The 16,653-nt window shown below is 49.2% G+C and carries 14 protein-coding genes, 2 tRNA genes and 1 pseudogene; 4 read left to right on the forward strand and 13 right to left on the reverse strand.

Going from position 1 to position 16,653, the window contains the following annotated elements:
• Nucleotides 1–22 precede the first annotated feature (22 nt).
• On the forward strand, nucleotides 23–235 hold the full coding sequence (locus MJO57_RS21120; RefSeq protein ID WP_252018517.1) for a hypothetical protein: 213 nt from the start codon (nucleotides 23–25) through the stop codon (nucleotides 233–235).
• Nucleotides 232–1,263, forward strand: a complete 1,032-nt coding sequence (locus MJO57_RS21125; RefSeq protein ID WP_252018519.1) for a hypothetical protein — start codon at nucleotides 232–234, stop codon at nucleotides 1,261–1,263. The genes MJO57_RS21120 and MJO57_RS21125 overlap by 4 nt, the downstream gene beginning before the upstream one ends.
• A gap of 105 nt (nucleotides 1,264–1,368) precedes the next feature.
• Here MJO57_RS21125 and MJO57_RS21130 read toward each other — a convergent pair.
• The 6 genes and pseudogenes from MJO57_RS21130 to MJO57_RS21165 form a co-directional block, all read right to left on the reverse strand.
• Nucleotides 1,369–1,445: transfer RNA gene (locus MJO57_RS21130), tRNA-Pro, on the reverse strand.
• 85 nt (nucleotides 1,446–1,530) lie between these two features.
• Nucleotides 1,531–1,607: transfer RNA gene (locus MJO57_RS21135), tRNA-Pro, on the reverse strand.
• 68 nt (nucleotides 1,608–1,675) lie between these two features.
• Nucleotides 1,676–3,480, reverse strand: a pseudogene (locus tag MJO57_RS33380) (IS1634 family transposase).
• A 304-nt stretch (nucleotides 3,481–3,784) separates the two neighbouring features.
• Complete coding sequence (locus MJO57_RS21155) at nucleotides 3,785–4,267, reverse strand: IS1595 family transposase (RefSeq protein WP_252026893.1); 483 nt, start codon at nucleotides 4,265–4,267, stop codon at nucleotides 3,785–3,787.
• Nucleotides 4,236–4,724 carry a transposase gene (locus MJO57_RS21160; protein ID WP_252018524.1) on the reverse strand — a complete coding sequence of 163 codons (489 nt, stop codon included), beginning with the start codon at nucleotides 4,722–4,724 and terminating at the stop codon, nucleotides 4,236–4,238. Before MJO57_RS21160 ends, MJO57_RS21155 begins: the two co-directional genes overlap by 32 nt.
• Before the next feature lie 106 nt (nucleotides 4,725–4,830).
• Nucleotides 4,831–6,345, reverse strand: a complete 1,515-nt coding sequence (locus MJO57_RS21165; RefSeq protein WP_252017330.1) for an IS66 family transposase — start codon at nucleotides 6,343–6,345, stop codon at nucleotides 4,831–4,833.
• On the opposite strand from MJO57_RS21165, the gene MJO57_RS21170 reads away from it, so the two are divergent.
• Nucleotides 6,344–6,481: a hypothetical protein gene (locus tag MJO57_RS21170; RefSeq protein WP_252018526.1), complete on the forward strand. Its 138-nt coding sequence runs from the start codon at nucleotides 6,344–6,346 to the stop codon at nucleotides 6,479–6,481. The two genes, MJO57_RS21165 and MJO57_RS21170, sit on opposite strands and share 2 nt — an antisense overlap.
• Nucleotides 6,457–7,293 carry a sulfite exporter TauE/SafE family protein gene (locus MJO57_RS21175; protein ID WP_252018528.1) on the forward strand — a complete coding sequence of 279 codons (837 nt, stop codon included), beginning with the start codon at nucleotides 6,457–6,459 and terminating at the stop codon, nucleotides 7,291–7,293. The genes MJO57_RS21170 and MJO57_RS21175 overlap by 25 nt, the downstream gene beginning before the upstream one ends.
• 610 nt (nucleotides 7,294–7,903) lie before the next feature.
• Here the strand turns inward: MJO57_RS21175 and MJO57_RS21180 are convergent.
• From MJO57_RS21180 to MJO57_RS21210, 7 genes are all read right to left on the reverse strand, one after another.
• Nucleotides 7,904–9,847, reverse strand: coding sequence for an acetoacetate--CoA ligase (locus tag MJO57_RS21180; RefSeq protein WP_252018530.1), 1,944 nt, complete (start codon nucleotides 9,845–9,847; stop codon nucleotides 7,904–7,906).
• A gap of 68 nt (nucleotides 9,848–9,915) precedes the next feature.
• Complete coding sequence (locus MJO57_RS21185; protein ID WP_252018532.1) at nucleotides 9,916–10,854, reverse strand: hydroxymethylglutaryl-CoA lyase; 939 nt, start codon at nucleotides 10,852–10,854, stop codon at nucleotides 9,916–9,918.
• 47 nt (nucleotides 10,855–10,901) lie between these two features.
• Nucleotides 10,902–12,428 carry a biotin/lipoyl-containing protein gene (locus MJO57_RS21190; protein ID WP_252018534.1) on the reverse strand — a complete coding sequence of 509 codons (1,527 nt, stop codon included), beginning with the start codon at nucleotides 12,426–12,428 and terminating at the stop codon, nucleotides 10,902–10,904.
• Nucleotides 12,410–12,877, reverse strand: a complete 468-nt coding sequence (locus tag MJO57_RS21195) for a biotin carboxylase N-terminal domain-containing protein (RefSeq protein ID WP_252018536.1) — start codon at nucleotides 12,875–12,877, stop codon at nucleotides 12,410–12,412. Before MJO57_RS21195 ends, MJO57_RS21190 begins: the two co-directional genes overlap by 19 nt.
• Nucleotides 12,870–13,769: an enoyl-CoA hydratase-related protein gene (locus MJO57_RS21200; protein WP_252018538.1), complete on the reverse strand. Its 900-nt coding sequence runs from the start codon at nucleotides 13,767–13,769 to the stop codon at nucleotides 12,870–12,872. Before MJO57_RS21200 ends, MJO57_RS21195 begins: the two co-directional genes overlap by 8 nt.
• Before the next feature lie 21 nt (nucleotides 13,770–13,790).
• Nucleotides 13,791–15,410, reverse strand: a complete 1,620-nt coding sequence (locus MJO57_RS21205; protein WP_252018540.1) for a carboxyl transferase domain-containing protein — start codon at nucleotides 15,408–15,410, stop codon at nucleotides 13,791–13,793.
• Nucleotides 15,411–15,481: 71 nt separating this feature from the next.
• The gene (locus MJO57_RS21210) at nucleotides 15,482–16,651 is read right to left on the reverse strand and encodes an isovaleryl-CoA dehydrogenase (RefSeq protein WP_252018542.1); all 1,170 of its coding nucleotides are present in this window, start codon (nucleotides 16,649–16,651) and stop codon (nucleotides 15,482–15,484) included.
• Between the last annotated feature and the right edge of the window lie 2 nt (nucleotides 16,652–16,653).

Raw genomic sequence — 16,653 nt, forward strand, 5'->3', positions numbered from 1 at the left:
GACAAAAAGGAACTTTTGTACCATGGAGACATCCAATAAAGAGTCAACCCACCTTGTTACGGAAGAGCAGCTCAAGACATGGACGCAATATAGCCGTACCAAAGACCTGTTGGACTTCCTGAGAGCCAATGGCATCACCTACTTTCGAGGTCGTGGTGGTTCTGTAATGACCACGATCCAGGCGGTTAATGCTCCACTGAAAGTTGGCAAAGATGATTCGCAGGACTTTTTTTGAGAAGTATTGAAATGGCAAAAAAGAAAAGAAAGCTGCCAAAAGACGTTTTCCTGTATCGCGGCCAGTTAGTCTACTGGCCGTATCTTGGCTGCTTTAACGGCAAAGGCAAACGGGGTAAGCGCGTTATTCTCGGGCCGTCGGATTTACCAGAAGGTAAAATTTACCAGCTGCTGGATCAGGTGAAAGAGACTCGCAGAAAAACCGTTGAATGGTTGCTGTCTGCCTATATGGAAAGTGAAAAGTTCAAAAAGTTAAGCAAGTCCACCCGGCACAACCGTAAAGAAGTCTACTATCCCAAAATTATTGAGCGTCGTGGTCCAAATAACGGTACCCGGTTTGGTGACCTTTTACTTAACAACATTACCCCGGCCATGCTCCTGCGCCTGCTGAAAACCTTTGAGGGAAACCCGACCCGAAACCAGATAAAGACTTTTATCAGTGCAGCCTGGTCCTGGGGAATACTGGAGCATGAAGATATCCCCAGGCAGAACCCTGCCAAAGAAGTACCCAATTTTGAAGAAGAGTCCAGAACGTTCTACATCACGGATGAGCTATACCGGAAAGTCAGGCGCACCATGAAACCCTTCTATCGGGCTGCCATGGAAATAGCCTACCAGTGTCGGGCAAGAGAAATTGAAATCTTTGCTCTGACCTATAACGACCTGCTCAAAGAGGGCATTTATCTCAAAAGAGCCAAAGGCAGTATTTCCGAAATCACGCTCTGGAACCGCAGACTCAGAACAGCGGTAGCCATGGTTAAATCCATCTGCACCAACAAACACAGCGAGTATCTTTTTCATGAACCTGACGGCTCACCAATAGAGCCTCAACGGTTTGCCTGCCGATTCAAAGACTGTATGCGTCGCCGTGTCGCTGCAGGAAAGATTACACCAGAAGAAAGGTTCACTTTTCACGATATGAAAGCAAAAGGTGTGTCCGATCATGAAGGCCAATACTCAGGCCACAGAACCGAAACAGGCAGGAAGATTTACATCCGAAAGGCACCAAAAATCAAAGGTTCCAAGTAAACAACACAGGTTTTCTAAACAATTGTTTTGTTCTCAATTTTGTTCTCAAAAGGGTTTCATTTAAATAATTATTTATATGTGATTCTCGTAAGCCCTTGATTTCCTTGGTCGGCGTGAGAGGATTCGAACCTCCGACCCTTTCGTCCCGAACGAAATGCGCTACCAGGCTGCGCTACACGCCGAAGTAATTGCTATTTTAAACACACAGAAAAACCTGTCAATGTGACGAGAAAGAATTAGATAACACTTCAAGAAGGGAAAAAAGATTGGTCGGGGTAGAGAGATTCGAACTCCCGACATCCTGCTCCCAAAGCAGGCGCGCTACCAGACTGCGCTATACCCCGTTAGATGAACTCATCATATTGTTTTTTAAAGATAAGTCAACAGATAGAACCGTCATTCAGCACCCGTATCAGGAATAAATTTCCTGATACGGTCGCCCAAGAATTGAAATAATAGTCAACTGCCTTTCTTGTAATCCAACCACATGCTTTTCATGTCCATCGACCAATAGCACGTTGATACCCTGAAAGCAGAAAAACACCCAACGCGCTGTCGGGTTTTGGCAGGGTTTCCGCTTCATGTCCGGGAAAAACCGACTCTGTCGTTTTAGCTCATGCCTAATTCGATGCTGAATCGCCGCATACACTAACAGACACAGCGTCATCACCATCAGCAAGGCTTCTATTCGTTCCGGTTTCTTTAAAAACAGCGAAGAAACCAGAAACTCCGGGCTCTTCAAAAACCGAAAGCCACGCTCTACTGACTGTTGTGATTTGTAAGTACTTAGCACTTCTGCTGTACTCAGCCGACTGTCGTCCAGATCATTCGTCGCCAGCACAAAGCAACCCAGAGAACACTCTGCATCTTTGCGACAGTCAACGGATACCCAAGGATATCCGCTCACATAATATTCAATACTGTCCGGTTTAGAGCCTTTCTCCGGACGACCTACCTTGGTATAGCAGGGTTTCTCAGTAATGACAGGTTCCGCCTGACAATAAATAGTGGCTCTTATTGGATTACAGACTGTTCCCAGATTGAACCTGGCTGAAGCACTTATCATTAAAGGCTCTCAGAGCTTTGCTCGGCAATTTGCCCTCAAGCCTTACATTGCGTGGTCCACATCCAATTTTCACTGCAGAGCAGTTCGGAAATCAAATAGAGCCTAAATAGTTTTTGACTGCCATTCATCGAACGCACGCAATGCGTCGGTTTCACACTTGAAGGCTTTTTTGGCCAGTTTACTGGTCAGCGATTCTGCTTCTTTCTCAGACTTCTTTAGCATTTTTTTCAGCAGTGTTTTTTGTTCGCTCTTTCGAGCCTGCTCGCTGCGGACCAGAATCCAGCGCTGGGAGACACCCGCATGATCTGACAGCATTTCATGACTCTCATAGCCCTCAGCACCCTCCACTGGTGTCATTTCACAAGAAGCGACACTGTCAATCAGTTCTCTGGCTTCTTTGATTTTTGACGGAACCCGGGTGATAAATTGCTGGCCCTGCTGATGAAGTATCTGTACGTTATCTGTTGTATAAAGTGCTGCATCACCAATCAGGTAGCGATTATTCAGGGCTTCCCGGTAGGATTTCAAATGGCTGCTGATGACTTTTTTAAAGTTTTTATTGTCGTTTACGTTGCCACTGGACGCTTTCATAAAAACGGGAATACCGGCCTGATTTTCCGTCATCATCAGCAGTATTGCCTGGTTGAGCTCGGGTCGATGATCCCTGCTGTATCCACGACAGAGTTTGATATAGTGCATATCTTCTTCGTCGACGTCAGATTCGCTGTTATAAACGCCGTCCACATGCAAGCTTGTTGAGTCAAGGTTCAGAGCCTTGCACGGCAGTTTTAAGACATTCACTGCCTTGACAGCCAGCGATAAATAGACCTCACTTACATCCAGTTCAAAAAGCTGATCCAGGCTCTGCCGAGTACACTGTCGTTAATGTGTTCGGGTTTAATACCGGGCCTGATGAGTTTATCCAGCGGTTTATCAGCATGAAACTCCGGGAACATATGAAGCGTGCGGGCAGTGAACCCAAGGCCGTTAAGCAGCATTGATACTACGGTTTCGCCAAAGGAAATATTCCGGTGTTCAGATTGGTTAGGAACCAGGGAATCCAGATGATTAGAGATACCGAGTTCTTTGCACATACCGGCAACCAAACCCATATGATCGATACGTTGAATGTGGAACTGATGAGGATGCATTGGACATGTTCATTCTGAGAATTTTTTACATTTTAGCCGGTGTAGGGAAATTCTCAGATTGAGTGCTGAATGACGGATAGAAGTAAAAATGTCAGGGCAAGCTCATTTGGCTGCAATCAGATTTGCTCTCTGTAAAAGCAGCTCCAAATACTTATCACTACACGGGGTGCGCCAAAGGATAACGATGGTTATCGGCTCGAACTTCGGTCAAACTTGCGAATAGGTTCAGAAACATCAGTAGCATCCAACAAAGGGTGATTGCAGGATGCCGGATTATTTTAGGCTCTTTTCCAATTCCAGACTGCTATGTAACCAGCAAGTTGACTAAGGGCTGAAGAAGACTTTTGCCTCTTCGGCCAATATTATGCAAAAACTCAAAAAAGCCAAGGTAAAGGGGTAAAGCCTCTTGGGATATTCCCCTGTGAGGCCTTAGCCACGAGCGTAGAAGTGACCAAAACCCCTCCATAGTATTAACATGCACCTCGTAAATACCGTCTTTGTCATCATCACGAGCATACTCACCTTTGCCGTGACAGACCGTTTTATGTCTGAAGCCCCAGCTTTCAAGGTCATCATAGATGTTGTATTCATCGGTATAAATCTGGCTCTGTGGGGCTACGTGTTTCTTGATAAATGGTTCGATTGTCGCCTTCTTAACGTTCGACAGCATGTTGATAATGACCTGACCTCCCCTTTGAATCATTCCCAATACCGGCGGTTTGTCTTTTTCAAGAGTCCCACGGCCCGGAGCGCCTTTAAGCCTTCTTTTTCTCGGTGGACGATCCAGATTTTTTTAATGCTTCAGGGTGTCCCTTGTGACCAGCTACAATGTAGACCTCGTCGAATTCAACTTCGCCATCAAGAATCACTTCAGGCTTTCGGTCAACAACACCATTTCGTAAGACTGTGGTCATATGGTGTGCATCACTGACACACAGATCAAGTTCCTGAGCTATCTGGCTGTTGGAGACGTTCAGCCCCATTAAATAGAGACAGGCAATCCAGACTTTGAGTGGTCGGTGGTGTCCTGCGAAAACCGTATTTGTCAGGTCATCGAAGTAGCGCTTACAGGACTTACAGTAATAGTGCTGGCACTCTACCTGCACATTGTCGTGTCCATTCTTTTTGACATTCTCAGAATCACAGTGCGGACAGAGAACAGTGCCATCTGGCCAGCGGTTCTCACGGATCATCTCAAAGCAGGTGTCATTACTGATGATATCTGAGATTCGGCCTATATTCATGGTCAATGCTGGCGATGGCTAATTATATCCACCAAGGATAGTTCAGCAGTTCGGAATTCGAAAAGAGCCTTATTTTATTGCGAGTTTTGCTTTAGGCCAAATGTAACTATTCAGCACTGAGCAAAGGCATATTACAGTAATTCCGAACAGCTCTATGAAGTGATTGATATATGTCCATTCCCTGTTTTCTGGCAGACGACAAATAGCTGCGAATCCGTGCAAACATAGAACCACCGTCTGCACTCCTGAAGCAGCCTGAGATTTTCTGCTTTAACTTGGCCATTCGAACATCCCGCTCACTGCCATTGTTATCGAAGGGAATGGTAAAATCTGACATGAAGCGCAGTGTCTCAGCCTTGAACTCAGTGAGTCGTTTGAAGAGATTGTAAGCTTTAGTATTCTTGACTTTCTTGCGCTTAAGCTCCTCTCGTTGCTTCTCCATATAGACGACTTCTTTCATTAGAGCCCGCTGAAGCAACCGGTCATAAATCTTCTCGATTCGTTCACAGACAACACTTGGCATCTGTAGCATACCTATGGTCTTAAAGCCCTTGCAGTAATGCCAGGAAAGCCTCAGTAGCTTCATCAATCGCAACGCCAGTTGATTGCTGTCCCTATCAACAACACCCAAAAGCTCCCTCAGGTGATGGGCATTGCAAAGTACGTGAGTTGCCGCATATGCAAAATAGGATTTCCAATGATCATGAACCAGAACGCCTGCAAATGTTAGCAGTATGCCCATCGTGTCCATGGCCTCACGACCTCGCTTTTCAGACAAGTAGTAGAGCGTCCATTGTTCATCCCGCATAACGTGTAGCCAGTGCAAAGAGCCCTCGGCCCGCATACCCGTTTCATCGGCTCCGGCAACAGACGATTCCCGCAAGGCGTCACGAATAACCTCTTCAGTAGAAGCCAGATTTTCATAGGTTCTGGCCACAAAATTGGCGACAGTGCCTGCACTTACACTCATTTTATAGAGAGTATTAAAATACTCTGACACGCGCTTAAAAGGCAGGAAATGGTATTGGTTAAGATAGACGGCCATAGCCTGTGTGGCTGAGCCATATTGTGCGGCAGCGGTAACACCTTCCGGGAATTCAGCCTGATTCCGACAACCACAAGTGCAGATTTTTACTTCAGCTCTATGGGCCGTTACTTCAAATTCACCCGGTCTCCCTGGTTCAAACACCTGTCGTTCAATATATTTGACCGGCTCACTATCAAGAAGAGACGCCTGACATTTATTGCATTCTTTAACCGGAAGGTACTCAATATAGTCAGGGATATCGACCTGTTTAAGACAAGTGCCCTGATGCCCTTTCTTTCCACCGGCTTTATTACCAGAAGACTGTCTCAGACTTTTAGGATTGGGTTTTTCATCCGATGGATCGGTACCTTTATCTGCGGAAAGGTCGTCAGAATGATCTGGAGAATTACTGTTTTTACAAGGTTTTTGATAACCATCAGACGATGGCGGCTTGCTGCTGTTTTGACTGTTCTTGCCAACCTTTTCTTCCAATTCTCGACATCGCTCTTCCAGACAGGCAACTCTCATCCGCAGCTCTGCATTCTCTTTCAAGAGAATCTCAGCCGACATAGTTGCGGGTAGTTCTGGAATCATGCTGGCGAATATTGTGGAAAAATGGTGCTTAAGAGGATGGTATAAAAATCAGAAAATTCCAGATTTATGTGGGGGTGCTGAACAGTTACCTGGATTCCTGTGGAATCAATTATGGCTCTCAGTATCAGTGAGCTGAGCTTTACTCTGCTGATTGGCTGCCTGATCGGCCTTGCCTTGGGAATGACCGGCGTCGGGGGCGGTGTCTTAATGATCCCTATATTAAGAGGTGTATTCGGTATGAATCCGGTACTGGCCGTTGGTACCGCCAGCCTGTGTGCCTTTTTGATGAAAATCAATGCGGCAGCGATTCATATCCGTATGGGCAATATCAGCTGGCGGAAAAGCGGCCTGATGCTGGCCGGAGCTATCCCCGCTACATTTTTGACCACACAATATATTGTTCGACTGTCGCAGAATCCCGAGACTGCAAGCTTTATCAATGGCACCGTGGACCTGATGGTTATTGCCGCGATTGTGTTGTCCCTGGTCAGTATGGTTTATAAAGATCTGAAAGATTTGAAAAGCAGGAAAAAGCCGGAAGTGACAGTAGCAGAGACAACCGAAGAAATGATTCCCATGGGCAATATAGCTCCCTGGCGGCCGCTGCTGGCCGGCGTTGGATCAGGTGTTGTGATTGGTGCAACTGGCGTAGGTGGTGGTGTACTGTTGCTGCCGATTCTGACCGTACTGTTACAGGTAAACATCAAACAGGCCGTGGGATCTTCTATTGTCATTGCCCTATTGCTCTCTGGCCTGTCCGCTCTCAATTATGCTGATGGTGGTCAGGCGGATATGACCACGGCCATTGTCCTGATTGCCGGCTCTATGATTGGTGTGCCCATTGCCGGAAAGCTGGTAAAGGTACTTTCTGACACCTTATTGCATCGAATTACACTGGGTTTGATTGCTGTCAGTGCATTGATGATGCTCTCCAGTTCATTGGCTTGAGCGCGTGATCGCCAAAAGCGTTGAGGTGATGGTGTGTCGCTTGCCTGAACAGGCATTCGTCGGTTCTGGTGAGCCATGCATTGTGATGGATGCAACACCTGATTAATTGATCTGTGTCAGAATTCGCTCACTATTGATCAAGTAATATGATAATTCGAAATAAAACGATCAACCAACCTGATCAGCTTTATGCTTTGATATCATGCTGGTGCTGCATAGGGCCTGTTGACGTTTCGTTGCGTGCTCAGCGTATCAGGGCGCTCCTATGATGAGGCGCGGCATTGCAGGAAGGCTGGTTGCCTTTCAAAATGTCGCAACGAAGTCATAGGGGCGCCCTGATACGCCCGAAGGGTGGCTCAGAAAAGCGCCATCTGCTTTGTCAGACTTGCTTGACGTAGAATAACTACGCGCTGCGCAAGTCTTTCGCGCATATGACGCTTTTCTGAGCCAAACTGCGCGTCCCGCTGAGCTCGCAACGAAACGTCAACAGGCCCTAGCCATAAGCCATAAAAAGCCATAAGGTGATGGGTGTTATATAAGCCTTAATATTTATGAGCTGACAGAAAATCCGGTTGCACTGAACACCAAATAATTACTTTTGGCGAGCTCGTCAGGAAAAAAGTTCCTGACGGTTTCTGAACAGATCCAGTGCATCCGGGTTAGCCAGAGCATCGGTATTTTTTACCGGCCGGTCATGAATGACTTCACGCACTGCCAGCTCGACTATTTTACCGCTTATGGTTCTTGGAATATCGGTTACCTGCAGAACCTTGGCGGGAACGTGACGAGGTGTTGTGTTGCTACGGATAGTCTGAGTGATTTTTTTGACCAGTTCATCATCCAGTGACACACCATCACGGAGCTGTACAAATAATATAATTCGTATGTCGTCTTCCCAATCCTGCCCTACGGCGATGCTATCAAGAACCTCCTCTACCTTTTCAACCTGGCGATAAATCTCGGCAGTACCAATGCGAACGCCTCCGGGGTTCAATACGGCATCTGCCCGGCCATGAATGATGATGCCATCGTGCCCGGTCAGTTCGCCGTAGTCCCCATGGGCCCATAGCCCTGCAAACTCGTTGAAGTAGGCATTGTGGTATTTGGTGCCATCGGGGTCATTCCAGAAGCCAACGGGCATGGATGGGAAGCTGGACCGGCAGACCAGCTCTCCCTTCTCTTCGATCAGCGGAGTGCCTGTCGTATCGACAAAGTGAACATCCATACCCAGGCCCCGGCACTGCAGTTCACCACGATAGACCGGCAATATCGGACAGCCCAGGGCAAAGCAGGAGATGATGTCGGTTCCACCGGATATGGACGAAAGGCGCACATCCGGTTTTACATTCTGAAAGACGTAATCATAGCTTTCGTGCAGCAACGGGGAGCCTGTCGATAGAATCGTTTTGAGATGCTGCAGGTTATGGCTGCTGGCAGGCTTGACGCCGGCTTTCTGAAGGGCGGCAATGTACTTGGCACTGGTGCCAAAAATAGCAACGTTCTCTGCCTCTGCCATATCCATCAGGGTTGCAGGTTGGGGATAAAAAGGGGAACCATCGAACAAAACGACAGTGGCTCCAAGGGCCAGTGACGAAACCAGCCAGTTCCACATCATCCAGCCACAGGTGGTAAAGAAGAAAATCGTATCCTGCTCTTTCAGATCGGTATGAAGGCCCAGCTCTTTCAAATGTTGCAGCAGCGTTCCACCATGACCATGAACAATACACTTGGGAACACCAGTGGTGCCTGAAGAGTACATAATGAACAGCGGATGATTAAACTCGACAGGCACAATGCTGACCGGCTCATTCGATGGTTCACAGAAGTCAGCCCAGAGCTTCGCATTGTTGAGCAGCCCGATATCCGGTTCCGGATTGGCAAAAGGCACAATGACTGTGGTTTCCAGAGAAGGGATTTTTTGCTGTATTTGCCCTATCTTTGCCAAACAGTTAATGGTTTTTCCACCATAAAAGTAACGGTCAACGGCAAGCAGGAGCCTGGGCTCAATCTGTCCGAAACGGTCCAGAACACCCTGAATACCAAAATCGGGAGAACAGGACGACCAGATTGCACCAAGCGCGGTGGTGGCCAACATCAGGATAATGGTTTCCGGGCAGTTGGGCATAAAGGCCGCAACACGATCCCCTTTTTTGATACCGGCTTCAATCAACCCCTTCTGGGCAGCGGCTACGGAGTGATAGAGCTCCTTGTAGCTCAGGGTTCTGCGACAGCCATTTTCACCGTTGAATATCAAGGCTGATTTACGGTCTTTTCGTTGCAGGAGGTGTTCTGCATAGTTCAGTGTTGCACCGGGAAACCACTGAGCACCCGGCATACTGTCGTTTATTAACGCAGCAGAGGGTGGGGTGTGAAATTGTATCTGGTAGAATTCTGCAAGCAGTTGCCAGAAGCCGGGGCGATCGTCAATGCTCCATTGGTAAAGATCTGAATAATTCTCCAGTGGCAACCCTGTGACGTCTTTTACGCGGTTGATGAATGCCTGAAGATTGGATGATGTTATTGTTGTTTGATCCGGTATCCACAGTGCTGTCATTGGCTCTCTCTTATGGGTTCTCTTATGAATTCTGTTATGAAATGACTTCTTGATTAGTGCGTTAGCATTCATCCTGAGGGATGAATTAACCTGCTCAGGGCAAACCCGGCATTTGATCTTGAGGTTATGCCCAGTTGGTCACAAATGAATGTAGCTGCTTTTAGCAGTTCCTCCATATTTACCCCGGTTTTAATGCCCATCCCGTGCAGCATATAGACCACATCTTCTGTGGCCAGGTTGCCTGATGCGCCGGGAGCATAAGGGCATCCTCCCAGGCCGGCAACAGAGCTATCAATCACCGAAAGCCCTTCTTCGAGCAGGGCTAAAACATTGGCAAGCGCCTGGCCATAAGTGTTGTGAAAGTGTGCAGCCAGCGATGAGACGGGAATATTTCTGGCAGTGTGTTCCAGAACCTTTTTGGCCTTGAGAGGCGTACCAACGCCAATGGTATCGCCCAGAGATATTTCATAGCAGCCCATCTGCCAGAGTTGTCCGGCAACACCGGCAACGGCGGAAGGGGAGACATCACCATCATAGGGGCATCCCATCACACAGGAGACATAGCCTCTGACTTTCAGGCCGTGTTTTTTTGCTGCTTCTATAACCGGTTGAAAACGCTGCAGGCTTTCGGCAATTGAGCAGTTGATATTTTTCTGACTGAACCCTTCCGAGGCGGAAGCAAATACCGCCACTTCATCGGCGCCAGCGGCCAGGGCTGCCTCAAAACCTTTCATGTTGGGAATCAGGGCGCCATAGATGACGCCGGTCTGTCGGTGCAGACGGTCGAATACTTTATCGGAGTCCACCATTTGCGGAACGGCTTTTGGTGACACAAAACTGCCTGCTTCAATGCGCTGCAACCCGGTTTTAGCAAGGCGGTTGATCAGCTCTGAGCGAATCCCGGCGGAGAGTACCTCCGGCTGGTTTTGCAGGCCATCTCTGGCACCCATCTCAACCACCGTCACCCTGTCTGGCAGTCGCTGTGCATTGGCTGTATCACTGGACATCCCGTTGCTCCATTCATTTTATTATTGTTATTTATGGTTCTTATGGCTTATTCGATAAACGTCAGCAAGGGCGACCCGGCAGCTACCTGGTCTCCTGCCCTGTAAAGTATTCGCTCAACGGTTCCGGACGCTTTGGCAGTGATGCAGTGCTCCATCTTCATGGCTTCCATCATTAGCAACGGGGTTCCCTGCTCTACAGGCTGACCCTCGTTTACCATCACGCAGGTGATGGAACCACTCATGGGGGCAAGAGGCACATTATCCCGATCGTCTTCATGTTCCATGGGATGGCCGGGAAGTGCAACGTCATGGCTTATATCCGGAAGAATGACTTTCAATAGTTGCCCCGGCTGGGGAATTATACGACCAGTTATTGGTCGTAATTGCTCTGCATCTGTGAGATCAAAACTGACGCTCACGGATGCACCGCAGGTTTCGGGATTAATATTTGCGGTTATGGCCAGAGACATCCCTGGAAAACGAAGCAGATAACGGTTCGATTGTTTATCGACCCGAACCAGCCAGCACTGTTCATCCAGATAAAGTTGAATCAGGGATTCTGTGCTGAAAGAAGAGTCACATGAGGTTGTCAGTAACTCATCGGATCTGGCCAGGCTTCCATGTTCAAACTGATAAATAGCGGCAACAGCTAACAGCTGGTATTGCTGTTCCGGTGATAAGGCAGGAAACGGATGGTGATCAATAAAGTCAGTACTGAGTTTGGCATCGATAAAATCCCGGGTTGCCAGCAGGTGGGTCAGGAAGTCCCGGTTATCGCAGATCCCGGCCTGATAATACCGGGCCAGTGCCGCCTGTAGCTGTGCTATTGCCGCTTTTCGACTGGAGCCTCTGGCAATTATTTTGGCCATCATGGGGTCATACCAGGCGGTGATGCTGTCACCGGCCTGAATGCCGGTATCAATACGCAGGTTGCCATGGGTTTCTGGCCACTCCAATGCCAAAATTCGTCCAGAGGTGGGCAGGAAATCCTGTCTCGGATTTTCTGCATACAACCGGGCTTCAATGGCATGGCCATGGCAGTGGACTGACGCCTGATTCAATGGGAGTGGCTTTCCGGACGCGACGGTTAGCTGCCACTCAACCAGATCAAGATCGGTCACCATCTCCGTTACCGGGTGCTCTACCTGAAGGCGGGTGTTCATCTCCATAAAATAGAATTGCTCATCATCAAGCAGAAACTCGACGGTCCCAGCCCCTTGATAGCCGATGGCTTTGCCAGCGGCTACTGCTGCATTGCCCATGGCTTCACGCAGCCCGGGAGTCAGTCCGGGTGCCGGCGCTTCTTCGATCACTTTTTGATGACGTCGTTGCAGTGAGCAGTCTCTGTCAAACAGAAAAACACCATTTCCCTGTTGGTCAAAGAAAATCTGAACTTCAACATGCCGTGCATTAGTGACAAAGCGTTCCAGGAGCAGCTGGTTATTACCGAAGGCTTTTTCTGCTTCACGCCTTGCCGACTCCAGTTGCTGTTGCAGGTTCTCTGAACTGTCAACAACACGCATCCCTTTACCGCCACCACCAAAAGCAGCCTTGATCAGCAGTGGGTAACCCACTTTTCGGCTTCGGCCATCAGCTTTTCATTACTCTGGCTCTTGCCGTGGTATCCGGGAACCAGCGGTACTCCGGCCTCTGCCATGATTTTTTTGGCTTCACTTTTCGATCCCATGGCATCGATGGCTGAAGCCGGAGGCCCAACGAAGATAATGCCTTTTTGCTGACAGGCGTCGGCAAAGGCAGCATTTTCTGACAGGAAGCCATAACCCGGATGAATGGCATCCGCCTTTTCCTGTTCTGCGATGGATAATATTTTTGCAATATCCAGATAGCTCTCAAGCGCAGGGCTTGGGCCGGCATAAACAGCTTTTGTGGCCATGGTCGTATGGAGTGCCCGATGGTCTGCATCGGAATAGAGGGCAATGGTTTCCAAACCCATGGCATGGGCTGTTTTTATGATACGACAGGCGATTTCGCCACGATTGGCTATCAGCAGGCGTTTAATCATGTTGTCCCTCCCCTGCTGATGGCTTTTTATTGGCTGAAGGCTTTTTATCCGCTAATGGCTTTTTATCCGCTAATGGCTTTTTATCCGCTAATGGCTTTCTCCATCCGGGACTCCGCTTTTCCAGAAAGGCGCTTAATCCTTCCTGTCCTTCCGGGGAAACGCGAATGCCGGCGATTCGGTCGCAGGTCAGGTCAATCAGGTTTTCATCAATGGATTGATTGCTGACGTCTTCGATTACTCGTTTGGCCTCAGTTATCGCTATCGGGGCGTTCTGGATAATTTGTTGGCAAAGTGTTTCGACCGTCGACGGTAAATCCGGCTCTTTGCACCGTTCATGAATCAGGTTCAGGCGACGAGCCTGTTTGGATGAGATGATTTCTGCACTGAGAAAGTAGCGTCTTGCCTGGCGTGCTCCCATGGCGCGGACAACGTAGGGGCTGATGACCGCAGGAATTAGCCCGAGTTTGACTTCACTCAGGCAGAACTTCGCCGATTGACTGGCGATGGCAATATCACAGGCAGTGATCAGTCCCAGAGCACCACCAAATGCTGCGCCCCGGACCACCGCTATGGTAGGGGGCGGGAACTGGTCCAGCCGTTGCATCAGGCTGGCCAGCTGTTGGGCATCCTGATGATTTTCTGCTTTTCCCAGTGCTTTCGACTGTTGCATCCAGTGGAGGTCGGCACCGGTACAGAAGTGTTTACCATTGGCTTTGAGCAGCAAAAGGCGGGTGGGGGTCTGTTCAATCTGATCAAACACCTGGTGCATTTCTGCAATCAGCTCCTCATTCAAGGCGTTACCGCTTTCAGGCCGGTTGAGACAGAGCGTAACGATCTTACTGGATTGTTCATCGAGTGTTTCTATATCGAGTATCAGGTTTTTGTAGTTCATTGTGATGAGTACTCTTCTGACTTACATCCTGAATATGCCAAAGCGCGTATCTTCAATGGGTGCGTTCATGGCTGCAGAAAGACCAAGCCCGAGAACTGTGCGGGTATCTGCCGGATCAATCACTCCATCATCCCAGAGTCGTGCACTGGCATAGTAAGGATTGCCCTGGTGCTCGTAGCTCTCCAGAATGGGCTGGCGAATGGCCAGGGCTTCCTCTTCACTTAGTACCTGACCCTGTTTCTCCAAAGCGTCACGTTTGACCTGTACCAGTACATTGGCGGCCTGCTCTGCGCCCATCACTGAAATACGTGCATTAGGCCAGCTCCAGAGAAAGCGGGGATCGTAGGCTCTTCCGCACATGCCATAATTTCCGGCACCAAAGCTGCCACCGATAATCACGGTAAACTTGGGGACTCTGGCACAGGCAACGGCGTTGACCATTTTGGCGCCATGGCGGGCAATACCACCGGACTCTGCCTGAGACCCCACCATATAACCGGTGGTATTCTGGAGGAATAGCAGGGGAATGAAGCGCTGACAGCACAATTCGATGAAGTGCGCACCTTTCTGGGCAGACTCGGAAAAGAGTATGCCATTGTTGGCAAGAATCCCCACCGGATGACCATGAATACGGGCAAAACCACACACCAGCGTTTCACCAAACAGTGCCTTGAATTCATCAAAATCGGAGCCATCAACAATGCGGGCTATGACTTCCCTGACGTCATAAGGCTGTCTCAAGTCGGAAGGGACAACCCCATAGAGCTCTTTGATGTCATACAATGGCTCAATACCTGGCTGGAGGTCGTACTGACGCTTTTCCATAGAACGTTTAACAGCATTCAGTCGGGATATTGATTGTCGAATCAGGCTGATGGCATGGGCATCATCATTGGCATAATGGTCGGCCACGCCAGATTGACGACAATGCACGTCCGCACCGCCCAGAGCCTCGGCGGTAATCTCTTCACCGGTGGCAGCTTTTACCAGGGGAGGGCCGGCAAGGAAAATGGTGCCCTGACGGCGGACAATAATGCTTTCATCGGCCATGGCAGGGACATAGGCACCGCCAGCGGTGCAGGAGCCCATTACTGCGGCAATCTGCGGAATGCCCCTGGCCGACATATTGGCCTGATTAAAGAAAATCCGGCCAAAGTGTTCCCGATCGGGAAACACGTCATCCTGTCTGGGCAAGTTGGCGCCACCGGAGTCCACCAAATAGATACAGGGAAGATGGTTTTGCTCTGCGATGGCCTGGGCTCTTAAATGTTTTTTAACGGTGAGTGGAAAGTAGCTACCGCCTTTGACCGTGGCATCGTTAGCGATAATCATGCACTCGCGGCCTGAAACCTGACCAATCCCGGCAACCACACCTGCACAGGGTACTGCTTCGCTATAAACGTTCTCTGCCGCAAACAGTCCGACTTCCAGAAAGGGGGAGCCGGGGTCCAGCAGCATGGCGATTCTATCCCTGGCCAGAAGCTTCCCCTTGCTGATGTGTTTTACCCGAGCCCGTTCAGAGCCGCCCTGTTTCAAACGATCAGACTTCAGTTGTAACTCGTCAACCAGTGCCTCCATTTGACGACGGTTGTCATTAAATTTTGCACTGTCTATGGCTATTGTTGTGGTAAGTGCAACCATTGACAAATTTACCTCAGTGTAACCTCTCATTCCCACGTGGAGCATGGGAACGAGGGGGGAAATTTCTTAAGTTAAAATCCAGTTTCCTGAAACAGCTCACGACCAATCAGCATGCGACGGATTTCAGACGTGCCGGCACCGATCTCATACAGTTTTGCGTCTCTTAACAGGCGCCCGGTCGGGTAGTCATTGATATAGCCATTGCCGCCGAGTATCTGAATGGCATCCAGTGCCAGTGCGGTCGCCTTTTCGGCGCAGTAGAGAATGACGCCTGCCGCATCCTTACGGGTGGTTTCGCCACGGTCACAGGCGGCAGCAACAGCATAGAGGTAAGCTTTACAGGCGTTCATCCGGGTGTACATGTCGGCCACCTTGCCCTGAATCAGCTGAAATTCACCGATGGACTGGCCAAACTGTTTACGGTCGTGGATGTAGGGGATAACGATATCCATGCAGGCTTGCATGATGCCGGTGGGGCCTCCTGACAGCACCACCCGCTCGTAGTCCAGTCCACTCATCAGTACTTCAACGCCGCCATTCAGATTGCCCAGAATGTTCTGTGCAGGTACTTCACAATCTTCAAAGACGAGCTCACAGGTGTTTGAGCCTCGCATGCCCAGTTTGTCCAGCTTCTGTGCTCTGGAAAACCCCGGGAAATCCCTTTCGACAATAAAGGCGGTGATGCCACGGGATTTTTTTTCGGGTTCCGTCTTGGCATAGATCACGTAAGTAGATGCATCAGGACCATTAGTGATCCACATTTTATTGCCATTCAGTATATAACTGTCGCCTTTTTTTTCGGCTTTAAGCTTCATACTGACCACATCGGAACCTGCTCCAGGCTCACTCATGGCCAGCGCTCCAACGGCCTGACCGCTGATAAGGTCCGGCAGATATTGTTCCTTTTGGGCATCGGAACCCATCCGAAAAATCTGGTTTACACAAAGATTGGAGTGGGCACCATAGCTGAGCCCGACGGAAGCAGAAGCCCTGCTGATTTCTTCCATGGCGATGACATGGGCAAGGTATCCCATTGCTGAGCCGCCATACGGTTCAGATACGGTGATGCCCAGCAAGCCCATATCACCCATTTTCTGCCAGAGATCCATGGGAAACTGATTCGCCTGATCAATTTCCGTTGCCCTTGGTGCAATCTCCTTTTCAGCAAACAGCCTGACCTGCTCTCTGAGCATGTCGTTGGTTTCTCCCAGGTTGAAATTCAGCTCTGAGTATTGGCTCATTC

Source organism: Endozoicomonas sp. SCSIO W0465 (genome assembly GCF_023716865.1).
GTDB lineage: Bacteria > Pseudomonadota > Gammaproteobacteria > Pseudomonadales > Endozoicomonadaceae > Endozoicomonas.